This is a genomic window from Streptomyces sp. NPDC039736 (genome assembly GCF_055596485.1).
In genome coordinates this window covers 446,569-470,057 of the sequence record NZ_JBVIUQ010000004.1, presented here as the reverse complement: position 1 = coordinate 470,057, position 23,489 = coordinate 446,569, and the positions used below count along the sequence as shown (strand labels likewise).

Here is a 23,489-nt window from a genome sequence, read left to right as displayed (position 1 = left end):
CCGCCCTTGACGGCGTGCGGCGGTTCCTGCGACCTGCCGCCCTATGAAGGAGCGGAAGGGCCCCGTACGGCCGCGGTGGCGGCGTACGGGGCCCTTCTTCGTACCGTGTGCCGGGACTACTCGACGGTGACGGACTTCGCCAGGTTGCGCGGCTTGTCGATGTCGCGGCCCATCGCCAACGCGGTGTGGTAGGCGAGGAGTTGCAGCGGGATGCCCATCAGGATCGGGTCCAGCTCCGGCTCGTTCTTCGGGACCACGATGGTGTGGTCGGCCTTCTCCTGCTCGCGGTGCGCGACCGCCAGGATGCGGCCGCTGCGGGCCTTGATCTCCTCCAGGGCGGCGCGGTTCTTCTCCAGCAGGTCGTCGTCGGGGACGATGGCGACCGTCGGCAGGGCGGGCTCGATGAGGGCGAGCGGGCCGTGCTTGAGCTCGGAGGCGGGGTAGGCCTCGGCGTGGATGTAGGAGATCTCCTTGAGCTTCAGGGAGGCCTCCAGGGCGACCGGGTAACCGCGCACGCGCCCGATGAACATCATCGACTGGGCGCCGGCGTACGCCTCGGCGATCTCCTTGACCTTGTCCTCGTCGGCGAGGATCTCGGAGATCTGCTCGGGCAGCCTGCGCAGGCCCTCGATGATCCGCTTGCCGTCGGAGACCGACAGGTCGCGGATGCGGCCCAGGTGCAGGGCGAGCAGCGCGAAGGCGACGACGGTGTTGGTGAAGCACTTGGTGGACACGACGCAGACCTCGGGCCCGGCGTGCACGTACACGCCGCCGTCGGCCTCGCGGGCGATCGCCGAGCCGACCACGTTGACGACGCCGAGCACGCGGGCGCCCTTGCGCTTCAGCTCCTGCACGGCCGCCAGCACGTCGTACGTCTCACCGGACTGGGAGACCGCGATGTAGAGGGTGTCGGGGTCCACGACCGGGTTGCGGTAGCGGAACTCCGACGCGGGCTCGGCGTCGGCGGGGATGCGGGCCAGGGACTCGATGAGCCCGGCGCCGATCAGACCGGCGTGGTACGACGTGCCGCAGCCGAGGATCTTGATCCGGCGCACCCCGCGGGCCTCACGGGCGTCGAGGTTGAGGCCGCCCAGGTGCACGGTGGAGAAGCGGTCGTCGATGCGGCCGCGCAGCACGCGGTCCACCGCGTCGGCCTGCTCGCTGATCTCCTTGTGCATGTACGTGTCGTGGCCGCCCATGTCGTACGACTCGGCCTCCCACTCCACGGTGGTCGGCGTCGAGGAGGTGGTCGAGCCCTCGGTGGTGTACGTGCGGAAGTCGTCGGCCTTCAGGGTGGCCATCTCGCCGTCGCCCAGGGTGACGATCTGGCGGGTGTGCGAGACCAGGGCGGCGACGTCGGAGGCGACGAACATCTCCTTCTCGCCGATGCCGAGGACGACCGGGGAGCCGTTGCGGGCGACGACGATGCGGTCGGGGAAGTCGGCGTGCATCACGGCCAGGCCGTAGGTGCCCTCGACGTGGCGCAGCGCCTCGCGGACCTTCTCCTCCAGGGTCTCGGCCTGGGCGCGGGCGATCAGGTGCACGACCGTCTCGGTGTCCGTGTCGGAGGCGAAGACCACGCCGTCGGCGAGCAGCTTGGCGCGCAGGTCGTCGGCGTTGTCGATGATGCCGTTGTGGACGACGGCGACCTTGGACTCGGCGTCCAGGTGCGGGTGCGAGTTCTCGTCGGAGGGCGCGCCGTGGGTGGCCCAGCGGGTGTGCGCGATGCCGGTGGTGCCGGCGAAGCGCTTGGGGACCTTGGCCTCCAGGTCGCGGACCCGGCCCTTGGCCTTGACCATCCGCAGGGCGGGGGCCTTGGGGGTGTTGATCACGACGCCCGCGGAGTCGTAACCCCGGTACTCCAGGCGCTGGAGGCCTTCGAGCAGCAGGGGCGCGACGTCACGCTTGCCGATGTAACCGACGATTCCACACATAAAGGTCTGTTCCTCCGAGTTTCAGGGGTGCTGCTCAGCCGTAGACGATGCGCCGGAGCTGGCGCAGCGAGAGCTCCGGGGGAGCGACCGCGCGGTGCGGCAGCTCGGCGGCGATCCGGTCGAAGATCTCCGTGTTCACGAGGCCGCCGGACTGGAGCTCGCGGTGGCGGCGGCGGACGAACCCCTCGGTCGTCTCGTCGAAGTACGCCAGCACGTCGAGCACGACCCGGGCCGCCTCACCGCGCGGCAGGGCGGTGGAGCGGACCAGATGGTCGACGAGATCGGCGTGGGAGTAGGACGACTCCGCAGGCGTACGGCGTTCAAGCACCTGTCGATAGTGGGGGAGCGTGTCCTCTTGTGCAAGAATCCTGCCCGATATCGGGCAGGATTCTTCTTGATCGCGCTACGTTTCTCCCTTGGTCTGGACCTTGACCCCCTCCGGGAGCGGTCACAGCCGCTTCAGGACCGCCTGCTTCGCCAGCGTGAACTCCTCCTCGGTGAGGATCCCGGACCGGTGCAGCTCGCCCAGTTCCCGCAGCCGGCGCAGCAGGACGTCGTGGTCCTCGGCGGCGGGCGCCGCGTCCCGCGCGGCGGCCTCCAGGGCGGCGGGCGTCTCGGGCGCCGTGTCCTCGGCCGCGTGCGGGTGCGGCATCCGGGCGGCCACGGCCGCCGCGGCCAGTGCCATCAGGGGGTCCTTCTTGAAGCCGTACACCTCCACGGCGAACCGGTCGAGGCTCGCCCGGAGCGCCGGCGGCGACTGGGCGGTGCGGAAGCGCAGGTACCCCTCCTCCAGGCCCATGGCGGGCAGCCACTCCACGGCCAGCACGTCCTTCAGGGCGATGGTCTGCGGGCCGCCGGAGGACTTGGCCTCGTCGGTCTTCCAGTTCCACTCCAGCCGGACCGTTTCGCCGTCGAAGGTGAGCACGCCGTCGCCCGCGCCCACGGTCAGCGGGACGTGCGGGCCGCGCAGGAGGTAGCGGTCCACCGGGCCCTTATCGACCTGCTCCAGCAGCAGGGCGTTGCGCACCGCGTCCACGAAGTACTCGGCGGCGCCCTGGAGGTCCTTGCCGACCGTCAGCAGGTAGGGGTTCGACACGTCGTCCAGCCGCCCGCCCGTGATCTGGGTCAGCGCGCACGCGCCCTCGCGCATCCGCAGCTTCAGCCGCCCGGTCTTGCGCCCCGGTTCGAAGGAGGCGCCCGCCAGCGCCTCCAGCGGTACGACCACCTCGCCCAGCGTCCGGCGCAGCAGGCCGACTCCCTTGTCGCCGCTCGGCTCGATCCGGACCGCGTCGCCGTCGAAGGTCCAGGTGCCGTCTTTCGAGAAGATCTCCGCCATCGCCATACGGGGGATTCTCCCACCGGGCGGATTGGGCCAGTGGTGTGGGGAATTGGTCTACACCCTTGACCCGGGGTGAGGGGGCGGGTAGCCATGAATCCTGCCAGACACGTGCCACGTACATGCCACATCCGCGATGCCCGTCGAAGGGACGCTTTGTGAGACACCGTCGTACGCTCCCCCGCCTGCTCGCCCCGATGCTGCTGGTCGCCGTCGCGGGCACGGCCGCCGTCGGCGCCGCGCCCGCCCCCGGGGCGGCCGAGCCGCCCCGCCCGCTGGGCCAGATCGTCCCGGCCCCGTCCGAGGTGCGGCCGGGCGGCCAGGCGTACACGATCGACCGCGCGACCGACATCCGGGTGGGCCACTCCCGGGAAGCCCGCCAGGTCGGCGAGGCGCTCGCCCGGGTGCTGCGCCCGTCCACCGGCTACCGGCTGCCGGTCACCTCGCGCGAGGGCCACGGCGGCATCCGCCTGAAGCTTGCCGACGAGAGGTCCCTCGGCGACGAGGGCTACCGCCTGCAGTCCGGCCGCGGCGGCGTCACCATCACCGCCCGCAGGGCCGCGGGCCTCTTCCACGGCGTCCAGACGCTGCGGCAGCAACTGCCCGCCGCCGTCGAGAAACCGACGAAACAGGCCGGGCCCTGGCAGGTCGCCGGCGGCACGATCAAGGACGTCCCGCGCTTCGCCCACCGGGCGGTGATGCTCGACGTCGGACGCCACTTCCTCTCCGTGGAGCAGGTCAAGCGGTACATCGACCAGGCCGCGCTCTACAAGATCAACACCCTGCGGCTGCACCTCACCGAGGACCAGGGCTGGCGCATCGCCGTCGACTCCTGGCCGAGGCTGGCCACGTACGGCGGCTCCACCCAGGTCGGCGGCGGCCCCGGCGGCCACTACACCAAGGCCCAGTACAAGGAGCTGGTGACGTACGCGGCCTCCCGCCGGATGGACGTCATCCCCGAGATCGATATGCCCGGCCACACCAACGCGGCGCTCGCCAGTTACGCCGAACTGAACTGCGACGGCGTCGCGCCGCCCCTCTACACGGGCACCGAGGTCGGCTTCAGCAGCCTGTGCGCGAGCAAGCCGGTCACGTACCGGTTCATCGACGACGTGGTGCGGGAGATCGCGGCGATCACCCCGGGCAGGTACCTCAACATCGGCGGCGACGAGGCGCACTCCACCAGTGACGCCGACTTCGCCAAGATCATGAACCACGCGCAGAAGGTGGTCGGCAAGTACGGCAAGAAGGTCATGGGCTGGCACCAGCTCGTCGGCGCCGACCAGGTCGAGGACAAGGTCGTCCAGTACTGGGGCTACGACAAGACGAGTGCGGCCGAGCGGCAGAAGGTCGTGGACGCCGCGAAGGGCGGCACCCGGCTGGTGCTCTCCCCGGCCGACCGCAGCTACCTGGACATGAAGTACCACAAGGACACCCCGCTCGGCCTGAAGTGGGCGGGTTACGTCGAGGTCCGGCGCTCGTACGACTGGGACCCCGGCACCTACCTGGCGGGCGCGCCGGAGTCCTCGGTGCTGGGCGTGGAGGCCCCGCTGTGGACCGAGACCCTCGCCACCAGCGACCAACTGGAGTTCATGGCGTACCCGCGGCTGCCCGGTATCGCCGAGCTGGGCTGGTCGCCGAGGTCCACGCACGACTGGGAGAAGTACCGGCTGCGGCTGGCGCAGCAGGGGCCGCGCTTCGACGCGCTCGGCATCGACTACTACCGGTCGGCGCAGGTGCCGTGGCCGGCGCGGTGAGGTGATCCCGTACGGGGGGAGGGGCGCGCCGGGACCGTCCGGCGCGCCCCTCCCTGCTCATGGGGGTTACGACACCTCGTGCTCGGAGGTGGCCTCGCGGAGGCCGTCCTCGGTGAGGCCCTGGCGCCAGTAGCCGGTGAAGGTGATGCGGCGGCGGTCGACGCCGCGGTCGTTGACGAAGTGCCGGCGCAGGGCGCGCACACAGGAGGCCTCCCCGGCGATCCAGACGTACGGGGCGCCGGGGGCGTCGATGCCGGCGGCGGCGATCGCCTCGACGGGGGCGGGGGCGTCCTCGTCCCGGACCAGGTAGGTGATCTCGGCCCGGTCGGGCGCCGTCAGCTCCATGGCGTCGCCCCGGTGCTGGACGGTGATCCATGCCTTGACGGGCAGGTCGGCGGGGAGCTGCTCCAGGGCGGCGGAGGCGGCCGGGAGCGCGGTCTCGTCCGCCCAGATGACGACGTGGCCGGTGTCGTCGGCGGGCCGGAACCGCACCCCGGTGTTGTCGGCGGCGGTGGGGCCGAGGACGGCCACGCGCTGCCCGGGCGCGGCCTGCTGTGCCCAGCGGCAGGCGGGGCCGCCGTCGGGGTGGAGGGCGAAGTCGATGTCCAGCTCGGGCCCTGCGGGGCCGTCGCGGTGGGCGCGGGCGGTGTAGGAGCGCATGACGGCGCGTATGCCGTCGGGCATGTTCCGGTACGAGGTGAACCAGTCGGGGTCGGTCTCCGCGGGGAGGGCGGGCTCGTCCTGGCCGGGGTGCGGGAGGAAGAGGGAGAGGGACTGGTCCCGGCCACCGGAGACGAAGCCGCTGAGCCCGGGTTCGCCGTGACCGCCGAAGGTGACGCGGAGGAGGGAGGGGGAGAGGGGGGCGGTGCGCAGGACGCGGAGCGCGAAGAGACGGAAGGGGACGGTCACGGGGGCCTCCTGGCGGTGTACGGGAACCGGCCGGAGGCTACCCGGCCGGGGGTGACGCCCCTTCAGGGGCGCGGGGAACTGCGCGACCGGCCACGACGCTCCCGCGGTGAACCGGAGGCAGCCGCGCGGCGAGCGCTTCAGGTGGAGGGGCGGGTCCGGGGCCTCTCCCGCGTGAGCAGAACGGGGTTGACGCGTCCGGTGCCGGGGCTGGGCTCTCGGCCTTGGCGGAGGAGCTTGCCCGGCACCGGCGCTTGCGCGAGGGGCGGCACCCGGGCGGGCCGGGAGCGGGAAGGGCGGCCCCGCCGCCCAAGGAGGGCTGGGGCGGCGGGGGACGGCTGCCCGGAGGGCATGCCGTCGCGGGCGCGAGCAACCACGACGTGCCCGCACGGGATCGAGGTCACGGCCGTGTCCGTGCGGGGCGAGGCCCGAGGGCGGTACCCGGCGTCGGGGACGTTCCGTCAGGAGACCTTCTTGGCGGATTCGATCGCCTTCGCCAGGTCCTCCAGGACCGGAGCGCACTTCGCGTAGGAGTAGATCGGCTCCGTCACCCGCGGGACGACCTGCCCCGCCTTGACCGCCGGCAGCCCCGCCCACGTCGGCTTGTCCGCGATGTCCTGGGGCTGGAGGACCGCCGACCGGTTGTCCATCATGATGATGTCGGCCTGGTACTTCCCGACGTTCTCCCAGCTCAGCGCCTCGAAGAAGCCCGCCTTGTCCACCTTCGGCTCGACGAACCGCACGCCCAGTTCCTGGAAGTACAGCGTGTCCGCGCTCATCTTGGCGAGGGAGACGTAGAACAGCTCGGCGGAGGCGGAGCCGATCAGCACCTTCACGTCGGGGTGCGCCTTGGCCGCCGCCCGCAGCCGCGCGGCGGCCTTCTCGAAGCGGGACTTCGCCGCCACGGTCTTCGGGGCCTTCAGGTCCGCGCCCAGGGACGCGGCCAGGGCCGCCCGGCGCGCGAGGGCCTTCTCCATGTTGGTCTGCGAGGCCCACAGCGCGACCTGCGGAGCGAGCGAGGCGATCTTCGCGGCGGACTTCTCCGGCACGTACCAGAGCTTGTCCTTCTCCCACATGTCGGAGATCAGCAGCTCGGGCACCAGCTTGGCGTACTTCTCCACGTCGAACTCGCCGAAGGTGTTGCCGATGATCTCGACCTTGGAGATGTCCAGGTCCCCGGCCTGCACGTCGGCCTTGCCGTCCTTGCCCCTGGTCGGGCCGAAGACGCCCTTGACCTCGACGCCGTAGTCGTGGAGGGCGGCGGCCATGCCGGTGAAGGCGACGATGTTCCTGGGGAGGGACTTCGTCCCGGCCTTCGTCCCGCGGTCGTCGGTGAAGGACCAGGGGCCGGACTTCTCGCCCGCGCCGGTGCCGGACGCACCGCCGGAGGACTTCCCGCCGCACGCGGCCAGGGCGGCGCCGACGCCGAGCGCACCGCCGACGGCGAGCAGACCGCGGCGGGTGGGACGGGAAGGACGGGGCGAGGGGGACGAGGAGGACATGGCGGAGTCTGCTTTCGTACGGGCGAAACCATGGACGACGGAACCGGAACCGGGAAGTCCAGGTCAGGTTAGCCTAACCTTCCAAGATCCCCGGGCCCGTCCGCCTTCCGCCCGTACGAAAGCATCCGAAAGCCACCGAAGAGCCACGCGTCAGGCAGGCAGGCCCAGCTCCCGCGCGATCAGCATCCGCTGCACCTCGCTGGTCCCCTCGCCGATCTCCAGGATCTTGGAGTCCCGCCACATGCGGGCCACCGGGTACTCGTTCATGAAGCCGTACCCGCCGTGGATCTGCGTGGCCTCCCGCGCGTTGTCCACGGCGACGGTGGACGAGTACAGCTTCGCGATGGCCGCCTGCTTCTTGAACGGCTCGCCGTTCACCAGCCGGGAAGCCGCGTCGTACCAGCCGATCCGGGCCATGTGCGCCCGCATCTCCATGTCGGCGATCTTGAACTGGACGGCCTGGTTCTCGCCGATCGCCCTGCCGAAGGCGTGCCGCTCCTTCGCGTACCGCAGCGACTCGTCCACGCACCCCTGGGCCAGCCCGGTGGCGAGCGCCGAGATGGCGACGCGGCCCTCGTCGAGGATGCGCAGGAACTGGGCGTACCCCCGGCCCTCCTCGCCGAGCAGGTTCCCCGCCGGGACCCGGACGTCGGAGAAGGACAGCTCCCGGGTGTCGGACGCGTTCCAGCCGACCTTGGAGTACGGCGCCGCGACCGTGAAGCCGGGGGTGCCGGAGGGGACGATGATCGAGGAGATCAGCGGCTTGCCGTCGGGCTTGCGGCCGGTGACGGCGGTGACCGTGACCAGGGCGGTGATGTCGGTGCCGGAGTTGGTGATGAAGCACTTGGAGCCGTTGATCACCCACTCGCCCGTCGCCTCGTCCCGGACGGCCGTCGTCCGGGTCCCGCCCGCGTCCGACCCGCCGTCCGGCTCGGTCAGCCCGAACGCGCCCAGCGCCTCCCCGGCGCACAGCCTCGGCAGCCACTCCCGCTTCTGCTCCTCGGTGCCGAACCGGAAGATCGGCATCGCGCCGAGCGAGACACCGGCTTCGAGGGTGATGGCGACGGAGGAGTCGACCCGGGCCAGTTCCTCCAGGGCGATGCCGAGGGCGAGGTAGTCGCCGCCCATGCCGCCGTACTCCTCGGGGATCGGCAGGCCGAACAGGCCCATCCGGCCCATCTCGCGGACGATCTCGTACGGGAACTCGTGCCGCTCGTACAGGTCGCCGATCTTCGGGGCGACGACGTCGTGCGCGAACTCCTCGACGGTGCGCCGGAGTTCTTCGTGCTCGGGGGTCAGGCGGTGGTCCATCGTCAGTCCTAGGGGGTGTCAGTCCTGGTGGGACAGGGCGCGAACGGTGCGGGACGGGCTGGGTCGGCCCAGGTGCTCCGCCATCCACCCGCTGGTGGCGGTGAGGCGGGAGAGGTCGACGCCGGTGTCGATGCCGAGGCCGTGCAGCATCCACACCAGGTCCTCGGTGGCGAGGTTGCCGGTGGCGGACTTCGCGTACGGGCAGCCGCCGAGCCCGCCGGCGGAGGCGTCGACGGTGGTGACGCCGTGCCGCAGGGCGGTCAGGGTGTTGGACAGGGCCTGGCCGTACGTGTCGTGGAAGTGGACGCCGATGCGGTCGGTGGGCACCCCGGCGGTGTTCAGGGCGGTCAGCAGGGAGGCGACCTGGCCGGGCGTGGCGACGCCGATGGTGTCGCCGAGGGAGAGCTCGTCGCAGCCCATGTCGATCAGCGCCCGGCAGACCCGCACGACCTGTGCCTCGGGCACGGCCCCTTCCCAGGGGTCGCCGAAGCACATCGACAGATAGCCCCGGACCCGCGCCCGCTCCGCCTTCGCCCGGGTGACGACCGGCTCGAACATGGCGAGCGCCTCGTCGACCGTACGGTTCAGATTGGCCTTCGCGAAGGACTCGGTGGCGCTGGCGAACACGGCGACGTGCCGCGCGCCGAGTGCCAGCGCACGGTCGAGCCCGCGCTCGTTGGGGACGAGGACGGGCAGGTCGACCGTGTCCCCGAGGTCGGCCAGCAGCGGGAACAGGTCCTCGGCGTCGGCGAGTTGGGGCACCCACTTGGGGTGCACGAAGCTCGTCGCCTCAATGGTGGTGAGGCCGGACGCGGCGAGGCGGTGGACGAACTCCGCCTTGACGCCGGTCGGGACGACGCCCTTCTCGTTCTGGAGCCCGTCGCGGGCCCCGACCTCGTGGATCCGCACCCGGGAGGGAAGCCGGGGGTCGCGCACGACCATGGGAAGGGTCATTTCTGCTCGTCCTCCTCGTCGGGGGCCACCACGGCCAGCACCTGGTCCATGGCGACGGTGGCCCCGGCCGTCACGTCGAGTTCGGTGACGGTCCCGGCGTGGGGGGCGGAGATGACGTGCTCCATCTTCATCGCCTCCACCACGAGCAGGCTCTGCCCCGCGCCGACCCGGTCCCCGACGGCCACCTTCACCACCGTCACCGTGCCCGGCATGGGCGCGGTGAGCGCGTCCGCGCCGCCGTGCGCGGCACCGGTGAGGCCGGCCGCGACGGGGTCGTACGCCGGCAGGTGCCAGGCGTCGCCGTCCCGGCCGAACCAGTCTCCGTGGTGGTGGAGGGTGTGGGTGAGCCCGCCGACCTCCACGGTGAGGGCGCGCTGCCCGTGCGGGGCGCGCGCGATGCGGGCCGGGAGGGCCTCGGCGGCGTCGACGCGCACCTCGCCAGCCCGGACCCGTACCGTCACCGGCTCCTGGCCGGACGCCTTGACGTGGTGCGCGGTCCACGCGGGCGTGCCCCCGAGCCGCCATCCGCTGGGCGCGTCGAAGGGGTCGGCCCACGCCTGCGCCGGGGGCGACAGCTCCGCCTGCGCCAGCAGGCCCGCCGCCGCGTACACCTCGGGCGGGACGGGCGCCTCGGCCAGCGACTGCGCGTCCCGCTCGACCAGCCCGGTGTCCAGGTCGCCCGCGACCACGTCCGGGTGGGCGAGCAGCCGGCGCAGGAAGCCCGCGTTGGTCTGGACGCCCAGGGTCACCGTCTCGGCCAGCGCCGCGCGCAGCCTGCGCAGGGCGGTGGGGCGGTCGGGACCGTACGCGATGACCTTGGACAGCATCGGGTCGTACAGGCTGCCGATCTCGGTCCCCACGGACAGCCCGGAGTCGGTCCGCACCCCGTCGCCCTGCGGCTCGTGCAGGGCGAGGATCGTGCCGCCGGAGGGGAGGAAGCCCCGGGCGGGGTCCTCGGCGCAGATCCGGGCCTCGACGGCGTGCCCGGTGAGGGCGATGTCGGCCTGCGCGAAGGGGAGTTCGGCCCCCGAGGCCACGCGCAGCTGCCACTCCACCAGGTCGATGCCGGTGACCAGCTCGGTCACCGGGTGCTCGACCTGGAGGCGGGTGTTCATCTCCATGAAGTAGTACGAGGACGGATCGTCGCCCGGCACGATGAACTCCACCGTGCCCGCCCCGCTGTAACCGCACGAGCGGGCCGCCTGCACGGCCGCCTCGCCCATCGCGGCGCGCGTCGCCCCGTCCAGCAGGACGGACGGGGCCTCCTCGATGACCTTCTGGTGGCGGCGCTGGAGGGAGCACTCGCGCTCGCCGAGGTGGACGACGTTGCCGTGCCCGTCGGCCAGGACCTGGATCTCGATGTGCCGGGGGCGGTCGACCCACCGCTCCACCAGGAGGGTGTCGTCGCCGAAGGAGGACCGGGCCTCGCGGCGGGCGGCGGCGATCTCCTCGGCGAGCAGGGCCTCCTCTCGGACCAGCCGCATGCCCTTGCCGCCGCCGCCGGCGCTCGGCTTGAGCAGGACCGGCATGCCGATCTCCCGTGCCGACGCGGCGAGCTGGGCGTCCGTCAGCCCGGAGCCCGAAGAGCCGGGGACGACGGGCACGCCCGCCGCCCGCACCGTCTCCTTCGCCCGGATCTTGTCGCCCATGAGCGCGATCGCGGACGGCGGGGGCCCGATGAAGACCAGCCCGGCGGAGGCGCACACGGACGCGAACTCGGCGTTCTCCGCGAGGAATCCGTACCCCGGGTGGACGGCCTGCGCGCCCGAGCGCACCGCCGCCTCGACCAGGCGGTCGGCGCGCAGATAGCTCTCGGCGGCGGCGGGCGGCCCGATGCGCACCGCCGTGTCCGCCTCGTGCACGTGCCGCGCGTCGGCGTCGGCGTCGCTGAACACGGCGACCGAGCGGATGCCCAGTGCGCGCAGCGTGCGGATGACGCGGACGGCGATCTCGCCACGGTTGGCGACCAGCACGGTGTCAAAAAGCGAAGTCATCACGTCTCACATCCGGAAGACGCCGAAGGCGGGGTCGGCGAGCGGGGCGTTGGCGCAGGCGGTCAGGGCGAGGCCGAGGACCTGCCGGGTCTCCAGCGGGTCGATCACGCCGTCGTCCCACAGGCGGGCGGAGGCGTAGTAGGCGTTGCCCTGGGTCTCGTACTGGGCGCGGATCGGGTCCTTGAACTCCTCCTCGGCCTCGGCGGACCACTCCTCGCCCCGCCCCTCGATCTGGTCGCGCTTGACGGTGGCGAGGACGGAGGCGGCCTGCTCGCCGCCCATCACGGAGATCTTGGCGTTGGGCCACATCCACAGGAAGCGGGGGGAGTAGGCGCGCCCGCACATCGAGTAGTTCCCGGCCCCGTAGGAGCCGCCGACGACGACGGTCAGCTTCGGCACGCGCGTGCAGGCGACGGCGGTGACCATCTTCGCGCCGTGCTTGGCGATGCCGCCCGCCTCGTAGTCCCGGCCGACCATGAACCCGGAGATGTTCTGGAGGAAGAGCAGCGGAATGCCGCGCTGGTCGCACAGCTCGACGAAGTGCGCGCCCTTCTGGGCGGACTCGGAGAAGAGGATGCCGTTGTTGGCGACGATGCCGACGGGGTGGCCGTGGACCCGGGCGAAACCGGTGACCAGGGTCTGCCCGTACTCCGACTTGAACTCCTGGAAGCGCGAGCCGTCCACGATGCGCGCGATCACTTCGCGCACGTCGTAGGGGGTGCGGGAGTCGACGGGCACCGCCCCGTACAGCCCGGCCGGGTCGGCCTTCGGCTCCTCCACGGGCGTGACGGACCAGGGCAGCGGGCCGCGGCCGGGCAGCGTGGCGACGATGTTCCGCACGATCCGCAGCGCGTGTGCGTCGTCCTCGGCGAGGTGGTCGGTGACGCCCGAGGTGCGGGAGTGGACCTCGCCGCCGCCCAGCTCCTCGGCGGTGACGACCTCGCCGGTGGCCGCCTTCACCAGCGGCGGCCCGCCGAGGAAGATCGTGCCCTGGTTGCGGACGATCACGGCCTCGTCGCTCATCGCCGGGACGTACGCCCCACCGGCCGTGCAGGACCCCAGCACGGCGGCGATCTGCGGAATGCCGGCGCCCGACATGCGGGCCTGGTTGTAGAAGATCCGCCCGAAGTGCTCGCGGTCGGGGAAGACCTCGTCCTGCATCGGCAGGAAGGCGCCGCCGGAGTCCACGAGGTAGAGGCACGGGAGGCGGTTCTCCAGCGCCACCTCCTGCGCCCGCAGGTGCTTCTTCACCGTCATCGGGTAGTACGTACCGCCCTTGACGGTGGCGTCGTTGGCGACGACGACGCACTCGCGGCCGCTCACCCTGCCGATCCCGGCGATCACCCCGGCGGCCGGGGCCCGGCCGTCGTACATGCCGTCCGCGGCGAAGGGGGCCAGCTCCAGGAAGGGCGAGCCGGGGTCGAGCAGGGTGTCCACCCGGTCTCGGGGCAGCAGCTTGCCGCGCGCGACGTGCCGGGCCCGGGACTGCTCGCCGCCGCCGAGTCGGACGGCGGCGAGGCGGGTGCGGAGGTCGTCCGCGAGGGCCTGGTGCGCGGCCTCGTTGGCCTGCCAGGCCGCTGAGGACGGGTCCGCGGTACTGGTCAGCACCGGTGCTTCCTGCATGGTGTCGAGCTCCCTTGCCCGCGTGGTGCGCGGGATGCGCGCGAAGTTAGTGACCGTTAACGTCACTGCGAGGTTAACGAGCGCTAACGAGTCTGTCCAGGGCGGCCGGGGGGCGACCCGGCGGCGACCGCGGGGCGGGGGAGGGGTGTCGCGGGCGGGCCGGGGACCGGAGTGGCGGCGGCGCCTCGTGCCGGGCCGGGGAGAACGGGCGCCGACGGCTGCTCGCGCCGGGCGGGGGCACCCTGCGCCGGTGGCCACTCGTGCCGGGCCGGGGGAACGGGTGCCGGTGATCGCTCGCGCCGGGCCGGGGCCGGGATGCGTGCGGGGCGGGCCCGTCAGGGATCATTCGGCGCATGAGCACGCATGACGCGACGGGGATACCGGCCGGTGCCCCGGCCCCTGGCCCCGACCAGAGACCGCAGCACCCCTCGGCCGCCGCGACGGCTCCGGCCCCGCGGGTGCCGCAGACCTCGCAGGACCCGCAGGCCCCACGCACCCCGCAGGACCTGCCGGGCCCGCACACCTCGCAGGACCCGCAGGCTCCGCACACCTCGCAGGTCGCGCAGGATCCGCAGGACCCGTCGAGCCCACGGATCCCGCATCCCGCGCAGGCCCCGCATCCCGTGCAGGCCCCGCACCCCGCGCAGGCCCCACACGCCCCACACGCCCCCCAGACCCCGCAGGCCGCGCCCCCGGGCCACGTCCCCGCCGGTGTCTTCGGGCCGCCCCCGAGCCCGGTGGGGCCCGGTCCGTACGGGGGTCCGGCGGCCGGGGGCGGTCAGTGGCCCCCGCACCCCCCGGCCCCGGCCCGGAAGGCGCTGCCCGCGCTGCCCGTGCCCCGGCGGATCGTCGAGGTCGACGCCCTGCGCGGGTTCGCCCTGCTCGGGATCCTGCTGGTCAACGTGTTCGTGATGAGCGGTGCGGCCGGGATCGGCGGCGGCACCGGGGCGGTCGCCACCGCGCCGGGCGCCGGCGGCGGCGACGCGACGGGCGCCGACTCCGTGGTGACGTGGCTGGTGTCGTTCCTCGCGCAGGGGAAGTTCTACCTGCTGTTCGCCTTCCTCTTCGGCTACAGCTTCACCGTCCAGATGGCCTCCGCCGAGCGCTCCGGGGCCCGCGTCGTGCCCCGCACCCTGCGCCGCACCGCCGGGCTCCTCGTGCTCGGCCTGCTGCACGCCGTGTTCCTCTTCGCCGGGGACATCCTCACCTCGTACGCGCTCCTCGGCCTGATCCTCCTCGCCTCCCGCAACGCCTCCCCGCGCGGCGCCCGCACCGCCGCGTACTGGGTGTGGGGGGCCTTCGGCGCCCTGCTGCTCCTGCTGTCCGCGCTGATGGCGCTCGTCCCGCCGACCGCCGCCGACCTCGCCGGCACGGACGCCGAGTCCGCCGCGCTCGCCACCGCCTACCGGGGCTCCTCCGCCGACGTCGTCGGCGCCAACCTCGACCAGCTCCCCCTCGTCGTCCTCGTGGCGGTCCTGGGCGCCGGAACGGTCGTCCCCGCCTTCCTGTTCGGGCTGGCCGCCGGGCGCTCCGGCTGGTTCGACCGCACGGACCCGGCCGGGCTGCTCCGTACCGTGCGCGTCGGACTCGCCGTCGGCCTGCCCGCCGCCGCGCTCGCCGCGACCCTGGAGCTGGGCGGCGGGCGCTGGTCGACGCTCGGCTCGGCGCTGGGCATGCTGACCGCCCCGGCGCTCACGGCGGCGTACCTCTGCGGCATGCTCCTGTTCTTCCGCACCCGCCCCGGCCGCCGCGCCGTCGCGGTCCTGGCCCCCGCGGGCCGCATGTCGCTGACGAACTACCTCACCCAGTCCCTGGTCATGGCCCTGGTCTTCACCGGGTACGGCTTCGGGCTGTACGGCGAGCTGGGCGTCGCCGTCCCCGTCCTGATCGCCCTGCTGCTGTACGCGGTCCAGCTCGCGGTCAGCGGACCGCTGATGCGGCGCCACCGGCACGGGCCGGTGGAGTGGCTGCTGCGCGCGGTCACCCTCGCGGGCCGGCCGGGCGGCGCCCGCACCGGCGCCGGTCAAGTTAACGAGCGCTAACGCGCCGGTCTAGAATGCTGCCATGAGCACCCAAGCCGCCCCCGGCGGAACGTCCCGGGTCGCGGCCCCCACCCGCCGCGAGCAGATCCTCAGGGAAGCCGCCCGCCTCTTCGCCGAGCGCGGCTTCCACGGGGTCGGCGTCGACGAGATAGGCGCGGCGGTCGGCATCAGCGGCCCCGGCCTCTACCGGCACTTCGCGGGCAAGGACGCGATGCTCGCCGAGCTCCTGGTCGGCATCAGCGAACGCCTCCTGGAGGGCGGCCGGGCCCGGGTCGCCGCAGCCCCGGACGACCCCGCCGCCCTCCTCGCCTCCCTGGTCGACGGCCATGTCGACTTCGCGCTCGACGACCGCCCCCTGATCACCCTCCACGACCGCGAACTGGACCGGCTGCGCGAGAGCGACCGCCGCCGGGTGCGCCAACTCCAGCGCCAGTACGCGGAGCTGTGGGTCCAGACGGTCCGGGACCTGCACCCGGCGACCCCCGAGTCCGAGGCCCGGGCCGCCGTCCACGCCGTCTTCGGCCTCCTCAACTCCACCCCCCACCTGGGCTCGGGCCTGCCGGACCGGGACGCGACGGCGGCACTGCTGCGCCGCCTGGCCCACGGCGCGTTCGGGGCGCTCGGCTCCTGAGCCCGCCCGCGGGCCCGCCCGGCAGAATGGACCCCATGCCCATACTCAGCCGTGCCGCCCTCGTCGAGCACCTCGTCCGCACCCGCATCGCCGGGGACGTGGCGACCCCGCGCGACAACAACCTCTCCCACTACCGCAAGCTCGCCAACGGCGACCGTCACTACTGGCTCGGCATCGAGCTCGGCGACCGGTGGACGGACGAGCAGGACGTACTGGCCGTGATGGCCGAGCGGTGCGGGGTGAGCGACGACCCCGAGCACCGGCACGGGCAGGACACCATCGACCCCGAGCTGACCGTCGACGCCCTGGACCGGGCCGCCGCCCGCCTGCGCAAGGCCGCCGCCGACCGGCAGCGGGTGCTGTTCGCGACCGGGCACCCCGGCTCGCTGCTCAACGTGCACGGCGCGACCGCGCGGGCGCTGCGGGACGCGGGGTGCGACGTCGTGCGGATCCCGGGCGGGCTGACGGCGGACGAGGGGTACGTGGTGCAGTTCGCGGACGTGGCCGTGTTCGAGCGGGGGGCCAGCCTGTGGCACACGCACTCGCCCGCGCCGATGACCGCGATCCTGGACGGCCTGGAGCGCAACGGCGAGGCCCGCCCCGACCTGGTCTTCGCCGACCACGGGTGGGCGGGGTGCGCCGGGCAGCGCGGCATCGACGCCATCGGGTACGCCGACTGCAACGACCCGGCCCTCTTCCTCGGCGAGGCGGAGGGGACCATGGCCGTCACGATCCCGCTGGACGACCACGTCGTGGACCCGTTCTTCTACGAGCCGATGACCGCCTACCTGCTGGACGCGGCCGGTCTGCGCTGATCCGGGCGACCGCCTACCCGCCGGACGCGGCCGGCCGGCGCCGGCCCCGGCGCGGGGTCGGGTCCAGATAGACCCGGGCGACGGCCGGATAGCGCTCGCGGAGCTGCGCCTCCGCCTGCTCGCAGGCCCATTCCACCTCGGCGGCCGACGCCACGTCCCGGAAGTCGATCTTCGCGGCGACGAGGACCTCGTCCGGGCCCTGGATGAGGGTGGTCAGTTCGATGACGTCCGCGATGTGGGGTACGGAGAGCAGCTCCTCCCGTACCCCCTCCCGCATCTGCGCCGGCACGGCCCGCCCGATGAGGAGCTGGGCGTTGCTGCGGCCCAGGACCCAGGCGACGTACGCCAGCAGCAGGCCGATCAGGACGGAGGCGAGGCCGTCCCACACGCCCGAGCCGGTGAGCCGGCCCAGGAACAGGCCCGCCGCCGCCAGCAGCAGGCCCGCGAGGGCCGCGGAGTCCTCCATCACGACGGCCTTGACCGCCGTGTCGGGGGTCAGCCGGAAGTAACGGCCGACGGGCGCGCCCAGCCGGGCGGCCTCCGCGCGGACCTGCTTGACGCCGGTGCGCAGCGAGTAGCCCTCCAGGAGGAAGGCGACCGCGAGGACGATGTAGGAGACGAGGGGGTTTCCGAGTTCCTCGCCGTGGGTGAGGGTGTGGACGCCGTCGTAGACCGAGAAGACCGCGCCGCCGACGAAGGTCGCGACGGAGGCGAGCATCGCCCAGATGTAGCGCTCCGGGCCGTGGCCGAGGGGGTGCGTGGCGTCGGCGGGTTTCCCGCTGCGTTTGAGGGCGGTCAGCAGGAGGAGTTCGGTGACCGTGTCGGCCACCGAGTGCGCCGCCTCCGACAGCATCGCGCTGGAGCCGCTGATGACTCCCGCGACCGCCTTCGCGACCGCGATGCCGAGATTGGCGACCGCCGCGACGACCACCGTGAAGGTGCTCTCGCCCCCGGGCTTTTCCGTACCGTTGTCTGTCTTGCCGTGCTCCGCCATGCCTCGGACCGTATGCCCGATCAGCGCGGTACGCGAACCACGCCCTCCTGGATGACGGAGACGGCCAGCCGCCCGTCCTGGGTGTAGATCCGCGCCTGGCCGAGTCCGCGCCCGCCCGACGCCGACGGCGACTCCTGGTCGTACAGCAGCCACTCGTCCGCCCGGAAGGGGCGGTGGAACCACATCGCGTGGTCGAGGGACGCCCCGACGACGTCGCCGGTCGCCCAGCCGCCCCGGCCGTGGGCGAGCAGCACGGAGTCCAGGAGCGTCATGTCGGAGACGTAGGTGGCGAGGCAGATGTGCAGCAGGGGGGCGTCGGCGAGTTTGCCGTTGGTACGGAACCAGACCTGCGAGCGCGCCTCGCGCGGCTCGCCGACCGTGGCGTACGGGGGCGGGTCGACGTAGCGCAGGTCGATCGCGGCGCGGGCCTCCAGCAGGCGGTCCACCGTGGCCGGGTCGACGAAGCGGCCGGCGTGGCGGGGCAGGGCCTCGGCGGCCGTGGGCAGCGTCGCCGGGTCGGGGGAGACCGGCATCGGGGCCTGGTGCTCCAGGCCCTCCTCGTACGTCTGGAACGACGCGGAGAGGTGGAAGACCGGCCGGCCGTGCTGGACCGCGACCACCCGGCGGGTGGTGAAGGAGCGGCCGTCGCGGATGCGGTCGACCGTGTAGACGATCGGGGCGGACGGGTCGCCGGTGCGCAGGAAGTAGGCGTGCAGCGAGTGCGGGAGGCGGTCCTCGGCGACCGTGCGCCCGGCGGCGACCAGGGCCTGGGCCGCGACCTGGCCGCCGAACACGCGCGGGACGATCGCCGAGCGGCTCACGCCCCGGAAGATGTCCTGCTCGATCCGCTCCAGGTCGAGCAGATCGAGCAGGGAATCGAGTGCCTTGGTCATGGGAGGGGCAGCGGGTGGCTGCTACAGGCCCATGTCCTTGGCGATGATCATCTTCATGACCTCGCTGGTGCCGCCGTAGATGCGGTTCACCCGGTTGTCGGCGTACAGGCGGGCGATCGGGTACTCGTTCATGAAGCCGTAACCGCCGTGCAGCTGGAGGCACTTGTCGATCACGCGGTGGGCGACCTCGGTGGTGAACAGCTTCGCCGAGGCGGCCTCGGCGGCCGTCAGCTCGCCGGCGTCCAGCGCCTCCGTGGCCCGGTCCACGACCGCCTCGGCGGCGTCCACCTCGGCCTGGCAGGCGGCCAGCTCGAACTTGGTGTTCTGGAAGGCGGCCACCGGCTTGCCGAAGACCGCGCGGTCCTTGACGTACTGCTTGGTGAAGCGGATCGCGGCCTTCGCCTGGGCGTACGCGCCGAACGCGATGCCCCAGCGCTCGGAGGCCAGGTTGTGGCCGAGGTAGCCGAAGCCCTTGTTCTCCTCGCCCAGCAGGTCCTCCACCGGCACCTTCACGTCCACGAACGCCAGCTCGGCGGTGTCGGAGGTGCGCAGGCCCAGCTTGTCCAGCTTGCGGCCGACCGAGTAGCCCTCCAGCTTGGTGTCCACGGCGAACAGCGAGATGCCGAAGCGGCGGTCGTCCTCGCGCGGGGGCGCCGTGCGGGCGCAGACGATCACGCGGTCCGCGTGCACGCCGCCGGTGATGAAGGTCTTGGCGCCGTTGAGGACGTAGTGCGTGCCGTCCTCGGAGAGCTTGGCGGTGGTCTTCATGCCCGCCACGTCGGAGCCGGTGCCCGGCTCGGTCATGGCGAGCGCCCACATCTCCTCGCCGGTGACGAACTTCTCCAGGTAGCGCTTCTTCTGCGCGTCGGTGGCGAGCATCTTGATGTACGGCAGGCCCAGCAGGACGTGCACGCCGGAACCGCCGAAGGTGACGCCCGCACGGGCGGTCTCCTCGTACAGGACGGCCTCGAACTTGTGCGACTCCATGCCGGCGCCGCCGAACTCCTCGGGCACGTTGATGCCGAAGACGCCCAGCTCGCCGAGCTTGTAGTAGAACTCGCGCGGCGCCTGTCCGGCGGCGAACCACTCGTCGTAGACGGGCACGACCTCCGCCTCGATGAAGGCCCGCAGGGTCTCCCGGAACGCCTCGTGGTCCTCGTTGAATACGGTACGGCGCACGTGACGCTCCCTCTGCGAGTGGTGGTTCCCTGTCCTTGAGCGAGGCCCGCCCGGCCGCGACCGCTAAGCGCTTGCTCAGATACCCGGCAAAAGTTACCGGCCGGTTCTGGGGGTGTCCAGGGGGGAGGGGTGTCGGAGGGGCCACAGGGGGCCGTCCGGGGGGTGCGGGCGGGGTGGACGCCCGGCAGGGGGCGGGTCCCGCGCGGCGGCCTGTTCTGTCCTTCGCGTACAGGTGCCGGGGCCTCTTCATCCATCCGTACATGTGCGGAATCCGTCGTGCTGCCTACGCTCGGAGCCATGAACACTCCCTCTTCCGAGCCCCGCGGCCCCGTCGACTCGTCCCGCATTCCCCGGTACGCCGGTCCGGCGACGTTCGCCCGGCTGCCGCGCCTGGACGAGGTCGGTGGGCGCACGGATGTCGCCGTCGTCGGCGTTCCCTTCGACACCGGCGTCTCCTACCGGCCGGGCGCCCGCTTCGGCGGCAACGCCATCCGTGAGGCCTCGCGGCTGCTGCGGCCCTACAACCCGGCGCAGGACGCCTCCCCGTTCGCGCTGGCGCAGGTCGCCGACGCCGGGGACATCGCCGCGAACCCGTTCAACATCAACGAGGCCGTCGAGACCATCGAGGCCGCCGCCGACGACCTGCTCGGGTCCGGCGCGCGGATGATGACGCTGGGCGGCGACCACACCATCGCGCTGCCGCTGCTGCGGTCGGTGGCGAAGAAGCACGGGCCGGTCGCCCTGCTGCACTTCGACGCGCACCTGGACACCTGGGACACGTACTTCGGCGCGGAGTACACGCACGGAACGCCGTTCCGGCGGGCCGTCGAGGAGGGCGTCCTCGACACCGAGGCGCTGTCGCACGTCGGCACGCGCGGCCCGCTGTACGGCAAGCAGGACCTGCGGGACGACGAGAAGATGGGCTTCGGCATCGTGACGTCGGCCGACGTCATGCGGCGCGGCGTGGACGAGGTCGCCGACCAGCTCCGGCAGCGGATCGGGGACCGGCCGCTGTACATCTCGATCGACATCGACGTGCTGGACCCGGCGCACGCCCCCGGCACGGGCACGCCCGAGGCCGGCGGCCTCACCTCGCGGGAGCTGCTGGAGATCATCCGGGGGCTCTCGTCCTGCCACCTGGTGTCGGCGGACGTGGTCGAGGTCGCGCCGGCGTACGACCACGCCGAGATCACGTCGGTGGCGGCCTCGCACACGGCGTACGAGCTGACGACGATCATGTCGCGGCAGATCGCCGCCGCGCGGGGCTGAGCGGGGTCCCGTGCGGGGCTGAGCGGGTCCCCGTGCGGGGCTGAGCGGGTCCCCGTGCGAGGTGGAGGCGGTCTCTGTCCCGTGCGGGGAGGTGGGTGGCCCCTGTCCCGTGCGGGGGCGTCGTGGCTGGGCGCGCAGTTCCCCGCGCCCCTGACGGCACGCCCTCCGGGCAGCCGTCCCCGCCCCGGCACGGGCCCGCCGCCGCACCATGCGCCAAGCTGGGGTGCATGACCCACGATCACGACCTCGTCCTGCGGCCCACCCCCGCGCAGACCGCCGCCGCCCTCGCCCCGCCCGCCGGGCGCACCGGTGGGGACCTGGTCGTGGAGACCCTGCGGGGGCTCGGGGCCACCACCGTGTTCGGGCTGCCCGGGCAGCACGCCCTGCCGCTCTTCGACGCCCTGCGGCGCTCGCGGCTGCGGTACGTGGGGCTGCGGGTCGAGAACAACGCCGGGTTCGCCGCCGACGGCTACGGGCGGATCACCGGCGAGGCCGCCCCGCTGTTCCTGTCCACCGGGCCCGGCGCGCTCACCGCCCTCCCCGCCCTCCAGGAGTCGGCCGCCGCCTCCGCGCCCGTGCTGGCGATCTCCAGCCAGGTGCCGGTGGACGGGCTGGGGGGCCACCGGCGTGGCCACCTCCACGAACTGCGGGACCAGCAGGCCTCGTTCCGGGACGTCGTGAAGTCCGTGCACATCGCCCGTACGCAGTCCCAGATCCCGTCCGTGATCGCCGAGGCGTGGGAGTCCGCGCTGAGCGCCCCGCACGGGCCCGTCTGGGTCGAGATCCCGCAGGACGTGCTGGCGGCCGAGACCTCCGTGCCGGTCGTCGTCGCCCCGGACGGCATCCCGCACGAACTGCCGCCCCGCCCCGAACTCACCGCCGTGGCGGCCCACCTGCTGTCCACCGCCGCGCGCCCGGTGATCGTCGCGGGCGGCGGAGTCGTGCGGTCCGACGCCTCGAAGAAGCTCAGGCAGCTCGCCGAGCGGCTCGACGCGCCCGTGGTCACCACCTTCGGCGGCAAGGGGGCCTTCCCCTGGCACCATCCGCTCTCCCTCCAGTCCTGGCTGGAGGACCGGCACCTGACCGACTTCCTGGAGGAGGCCGACGTCCTGCTCGTCGTCGGGTCCGGGCTCGGTGAACTGAGCACCAACTACCGGACGTTCGCCCCGCGCGGGCGGATCATCCAGATCGACGCCGACCTCGGGAAGCTCGAAGCCAACTACCCGGCCCTCGGCATCCACGCCGACGCCCGGCTCGCCCTCACGGCCCTCCTGGAGACCGTCGAGGAGGCGCGGGCGGACGACGGCGCCGCCGCAGCCGTACGGGACGTACTCGACCGGATCCGTCAGCGCATCGACGGGCAGGGGCTGCGGCTGGAACAGGACGTCCTGGCCGCCGTACGCGAGGCGCTGCCCGCCGCCGCCCCCAGCTTCTGGGACATGACGATCCTGACCTACTGGGCCTGGTCCGCCTTCGACGCCGGCCGGCCCAACACCATGCACTCCGCGCAGGGGGCGGGCGGGCTCGGCTACGCGTTCCCGGCCGCCCTCGGCGCGGCCGTCGCCGACCCCGACAGCCCCGTCCTCGCCGTGTCCGGGGACGGCGGCGCCCTGTACTCCGTCGCCGAGCTCGCCACCGCCCGCCAGCACGACCTGCCGGTGACCTGGCTCATCGTCGACGACGGGGGGTACGGCATCCTGCGCGAGTACGCGGGCGAGGCCTACGGCGAGCCGTTCGGCACCGAGCTGTCCCGGCCGGACTTCGTCGCCCTCGCCGAGTCCTTCGGGGTGCCCGGGACCCGTACGACACCCGAGTCCCTGGCCACCGACCTCGCCGCCGCGCTGAAGGCCCCCGGGCCCTCGGTGGTCGTGCTGCCGGCGCGGCTGCGGATGTTCGGGGCGACGCACACGCAGGCGACCTAGGCCTGCGCTGCCACCGTGACCTCGGGCGGCCGGTCCTGGCGGTCCGGAGCATCGGCGGCCGGGGTTTCACCGGCCGGGGCCCCGGCGAGGGGCTGGAACTCGACCGTCCAGGTGTCGCCGCTCAACCGCATCGTCAGTGCGGCCTCCAGGGCCAGCGCCAGCCGGCCCAGCAACGGCAGGGTGGGCACGGTTCCGCCCAGTTCCATCTTCGAGAGCTGGGGCTGGGACATGCCCGCCCGGCGGGCCAGCACGGTCTGCGAGAGCCCGAGTGCGGTGCGCCTGTCATAGATGATCTGCCCGAGGTCCCAGGCGAGATCGCGCTCCTTGCGCCGCCGCTCCCGCTCCGGGTCCTCGGCAATCCCCTCGACGACCTTGCGGTCCCGGGATCGCTTCCACTCCGCGTGACTGACCATGGGGTCATCCTCTC

Annotated in this window: 19 protein-coding genes; 6 read left to right on the top strand and 13 right to left on the bottom strand. The window is 73.1% G+C overall.

Annotation, left to right across the window (positions count from 1 at the left end; genetic code table 11):
* Positions 1-116 precede the first annotated feature (116 nt).
* The 3 genes from glmS to ACZ56L_RS15295 form a co-directional block, all read right to left on the bottom strand.
* The gene (glmS, locus tag ACZ56L_RS15305; RefSeq protein WP_345222751.1) at positions 117-1,934 is read right to left on the bottom strand and encodes a glutamine--fructose-6-phosphate transaminase (isomerizing); all 1,818 of its coding nucleotides are present in this window, start codon (positions 1,932-1,934) and stop codon (positions 117-119) included.
* A 34-nt stretch (positions 1,935-1,968) separates the two neighbouring features.
* Complete coding sequence (locus tag ACZ56L_RS15300) at positions 1,969-2,262, bottom strand: hypothetical protein (RefSeq protein ID WP_345222753.1); 294 nt, start codon at positions 2,260-2,262, stop codon at positions 1,969-1,971.
* Positions 2,263-2,382: 120 nt separating this feature from the next.
* On the bottom strand, positions 2,383-3,270 hold the full coding sequence (locus tag ACZ56L_RS15295; RefSeq protein WP_471064692.1) for a DUF4429 domain-containing protein: 888 nt from the start codon (positions 3,268-3,270) through the stop codon (positions 2,383-2,385).
* Positions 3,271-3,392: 122 nt separating this feature from the next.
* Between ACZ56L_RS15295 and ACZ56L_RS15290 the strand changes: the two genes are divergently transcribed.
* Complete coding sequence (locus tag ACZ56L_RS15290) at positions 3,393-5,027, top strand: beta-N-acetylhexosaminidase (RefSeq protein WP_471064345.1); 1,635 nt, start codon at positions 3,393-3,395, stop codon at positions 5,025-5,027.
* A 66-nt stretch (positions 5,028-5,093) separates the two neighbouring features.
* On the opposite strand, the gene ACZ56L_RS15285 is transcribed toward ACZ56L_RS15290, so the two are convergent.
* The 6 genes from ACZ56L_RS15285 to ACZ56L_RS15260 all read right to left on the bottom strand — a co-directional run bounded on the left by ACZ56L_RS15285 (position 5,094) and on the right by ACZ56L_RS15260 (position 13,317).
* A complete protein-coding gene (locus ACZ56L_RS15285) occupies positions 5,094-5,936 on the bottom strand; it encodes a siderophore-interacting protein (RefSeq protein ID WP_471064343.1) in 843 nt (280 codons plus the stop codon).
* Positions 5,937-6,394: 458 nt separating this feature from the next.
* Entirely contained in the window at positions 6,395-7,435 is a 1,041-nt protein-coding gene (locus ACZ56L_RS15280) for an ABC transporter substrate-binding protein (protein ID WP_471064341.1), read from the bottom strand.
* 150 nt (positions 7,436-7,585) lie between these two features.
* The gene (locus ACZ56L_RS15275) at positions 7,586-8,752 is read right to left on the bottom strand and encodes an acyl-CoA dehydrogenase family protein (protein WP_471064690.1); all 1,167 of its coding nucleotides are present in this window, start codon (positions 8,750-8,752) and stop codon (positions 7,586-7,588) included.
* 12 nt (positions 8,753-8,764) lie between these two features.
* Entirely contained in the window at positions 8,765-9,700 is a 936-nt protein-coding gene (locus ACZ56L_RS15270; protein ID WP_468691792.1) for a hydroxymethylglutaryl-CoA lyase, read from the bottom strand.
* Positions 9,697-11,694: an acetyl/propionyl/methylcrotonyl-CoA carboxylase subunit alpha gene (locus ACZ56L_RS15265; protein WP_471064339.1), complete on the bottom strand. Its 1,998-nt coding sequence runs from the start codon at positions 11,692-11,694 to the stop codon at positions 9,697-9,699. The genes ACZ56L_RS15270 and ACZ56L_RS15265 overlap by 4 nt, the downstream gene beginning before the upstream one ends.
* A 6-nt stretch (positions 11,695-11,700) precedes the next feature.
* The gene (locus ACZ56L_RS15260; RefSeq protein ID WP_471064337.1) at positions 11,701-13,317 is read right to left on the bottom strand and encodes a carboxyl transferase domain-containing protein; all 1,617 of its coding nucleotides are present in this window, start codon (positions 13,315-13,317) and stop codon (positions 11,701-11,703) included.
* A 353-nt stretch (positions 13,318-13,670) separates the two neighbouring features.
* Here ACZ56L_RS15260 and ACZ56L_RS15255 point away from each other — a divergent pair, with 353 nt between their 5' ends.
* Genes ACZ56L_RS15255 through ACZ56L_RS15245 form a run of 3 tightly spaced genes read left to right on the top strand, consistent with a single transcriptional unit; the run spans position 13,671 to position 16,805 of the window.
* Positions 13,671-15,359, top strand: coding sequence for a DUF418 domain-containing protein (locus tag ACZ56L_RS15255; protein ID WP_471064335.1), 1,689 nt, complete (start codon positions 13,671-13,673; stop codon positions 15,357-15,359).
* Positions 15,360-15,381: 22 nt separating this feature from the next.
* Positions 15,382-15,990 (top strand): SACE_7040 family transcriptional regulator, encoded by a 609-nt coding sequence (locus ACZ56L_RS15250; protein ID WP_468691801.1) that lies wholly within the window; start codon positions 15,382-15,384, stop codon positions 15,988-15,990.
* A gap of 35 nt (positions 15,991-16,025) precedes the next feature.
* Positions 16,026-16,805 (top strand): phosphatase, encoded by a 780-nt coding sequence (locus ACZ56L_RS15245; RefSeq protein WP_345222778.1) that lies wholly within the window; start codon positions 16,026-16,028, stop codon positions 16,803-16,805.
* A gap of 13 nt (positions 16,806-16,818) precedes the next feature.
* On the opposite strand, the gene ACZ56L_RS15240 is transcribed toward ACZ56L_RS15245, so the two are convergent.
* The 3 genes from ACZ56L_RS15240 to ACZ56L_RS15230 are packed head-to-tail and all read right to left on the bottom strand — an operon-like array spanning position 16,819 to position 19,871.
* A complete protein-coding gene (locus ACZ56L_RS15240; RefSeq protein WP_471064333.1) occupies positions 16,819-17,799 on the bottom strand; it encodes a cation diffusion facilitator family transporter in 981 nt (326 codons plus the stop codon).
* Between the two features lie 20 nt (positions 17,800-17,819).
* Positions 17,820-18,692 (bottom strand): acyl-CoA thioesterase, encoded by an 873-nt coding sequence (locus ACZ56L_RS15235; RefSeq protein WP_471064331.1) that lies wholly within the window; start codon positions 18,690-18,692, stop codon positions 17,820-17,822.
* 21 nt (positions 18,693-18,713) lie between these two features.
* Entirely contained in the window at positions 18,714-19,871 is a 1,158-nt protein-coding gene (locus ACZ56L_RS15230) for an acyl-CoA dehydrogenase family protein (RefSeq protein WP_468691805.1), read from the bottom strand.
* Between the two features lie 297 nt (positions 19,872-20,168).
* Between ACZ56L_RS15230 and speB the strand changes: the two genes are divergently transcribed.
* Together speB and ACZ56L_RS15220 are read left to right on the top strand one after the other, a co-directional pair.
* Positions 20,169-21,140: an agmatinase gene (gene speB, locus ACZ56L_RS15225; protein WP_345222789.1), complete on the top strand. Its 972-nt coding sequence runs from the start codon at positions 20,169-20,171 to the stop codon at positions 21,138-21,140.
* 227 nt (positions 21,141-21,367) lie between these two features.
* Positions 21,368-23,062 carry a thiamine pyrophosphate-binding protein gene (locus ACZ56L_RS15220; RefSeq protein WP_468691806.1) on the top strand — a complete coding sequence of 565 codons (1,695 nt, stop codon included), beginning with the start codon at positions 21,368-21,370 and terminating at the stop codon, positions 23,060-23,062.
* Here ACZ56L_RS15220 and ACZ56L_RS15215 read toward each other — a convergent pair.
* Positions 23,059-23,475 carry a helix-turn-helix domain-containing protein gene (locus ACZ56L_RS15215; protein ID WP_345222793.1) on the bottom strand — a complete coding sequence of 139 codons (417 nt, stop codon included), beginning with the start codon at positions 23,473-23,475 and terminating at the stop codon, positions 23,059-23,061. The two genes, ACZ56L_RS15220 and ACZ56L_RS15215, sit on opposite strands and share 4 nt — an antisense overlap.
* Positions 23,476-23,489: the final 14 nt, after the last annotated feature.

Bases quoted from the DNA above. Each gene is read 5' to 3' on its own strand.
- ACZ56L_RS15270 (WP_468691792.1), bottom strand. From the start codon at position 9,700: ATGACCCTTCCCATGGTCGTGCGCGACCCCCGGCTTCCCTCCCGGGTG.
- glmS (WP_345222751.1), bottom strand. From the start codon at position 1,934: ATGTGTGGAATCGTCGGTTACATCGGCAAGCGTGACGTCGCGCCCCTG.
- ACZ56L_RS15235 (WP_471064331.1), bottom strand. From the start codon at position 18,692: ATGACCAAGGCACTCGATTCCCTGCTCGATCTGCTCGACCTGGAGCGG.
- ACZ56L_RS15220 (WP_468691806.1), top strand. From the start codon at position 21,368: ATGACCCACGATCACGACCTCGTCCTGCGGCCCACCCCCGCGCAGACC.
- ACZ56L_RS15245 (WP_345222778.1), top strand. From the start codon at position 16,026: ATGCCCATACTCAGCCGTGCCGCCCTCGTCGAGCACCTCGTCCGCACC.
- ACZ56L_RS15295 (WP_471064692.1), bottom strand. From the start codon at position 3,270: ATGGCGGAGATCTTCTCGAAAGACGGCACCTGGACCTTCGACGGCGAC.
- ACZ56L_RS15215 (WP_345222793.1), bottom strand. From the start codon at position 23,475: ATGGTCAGTCACGCGGAGTGGAAGCGATCCCGGGACCGCAAGGTCGTC.
- ACZ56L_RS15265 (WP_471064339.1), bottom strand. From the start codon at position 11,694: ATGACTTCGCTTTTTGACACCGTGCTGGTCGCCAACCGTGGCGAGATC.
- ACZ56L_RS15280 (WP_471064341.1), bottom strand. From the start codon at position 7,435: ATGTCCTCCTCGTCCCCCTCGCCCCGTCCTTCCCGTCCCACCCGCCGC.
- ACZ56L_RS15290 (WP_471064345.1), top strand. From the start codon at position 3,393: ATGCCACATCCGCGATGCCCGTCGAAGGGACGCTTTGTGAGACACCGT.
- ACZ56L_RS15260 (WP_471064337.1), bottom strand. From the start codon at position 13,317: ATGCAGGAAGCACCGGTGCTGACCAGTACCGCGGACCCGTCCTCAGCG.
- ACZ56L_RS15240 (WP_471064333.1), bottom strand. From the start codon at position 17,799: ATGGCGGAGCACGGCAAGACAGACAACGGTACGGAAAAGCCCGGGGGC.
- ACZ56L_RS15255 (WP_471064335.1), top strand. From the start codon at position 13,671: ATGAGCACGCATGACGCGACGGGGATACCGGCCGGTGCCCCGGCCCCT.
- ACZ56L_RS15250 (WP_468691801.1), top strand. From the start codon at position 15,382: ATGAGCACCCAAGCCGCCCCCGGCGGAACGTCCCGGGTCGCGGCCCCC.
- speB (WP_345222789.1), top strand. From the start codon at position 20,169: ATGAACACTCCCTCTTCCGAGCCCCGCGGCCCCGTCGACTCGTCCCGC.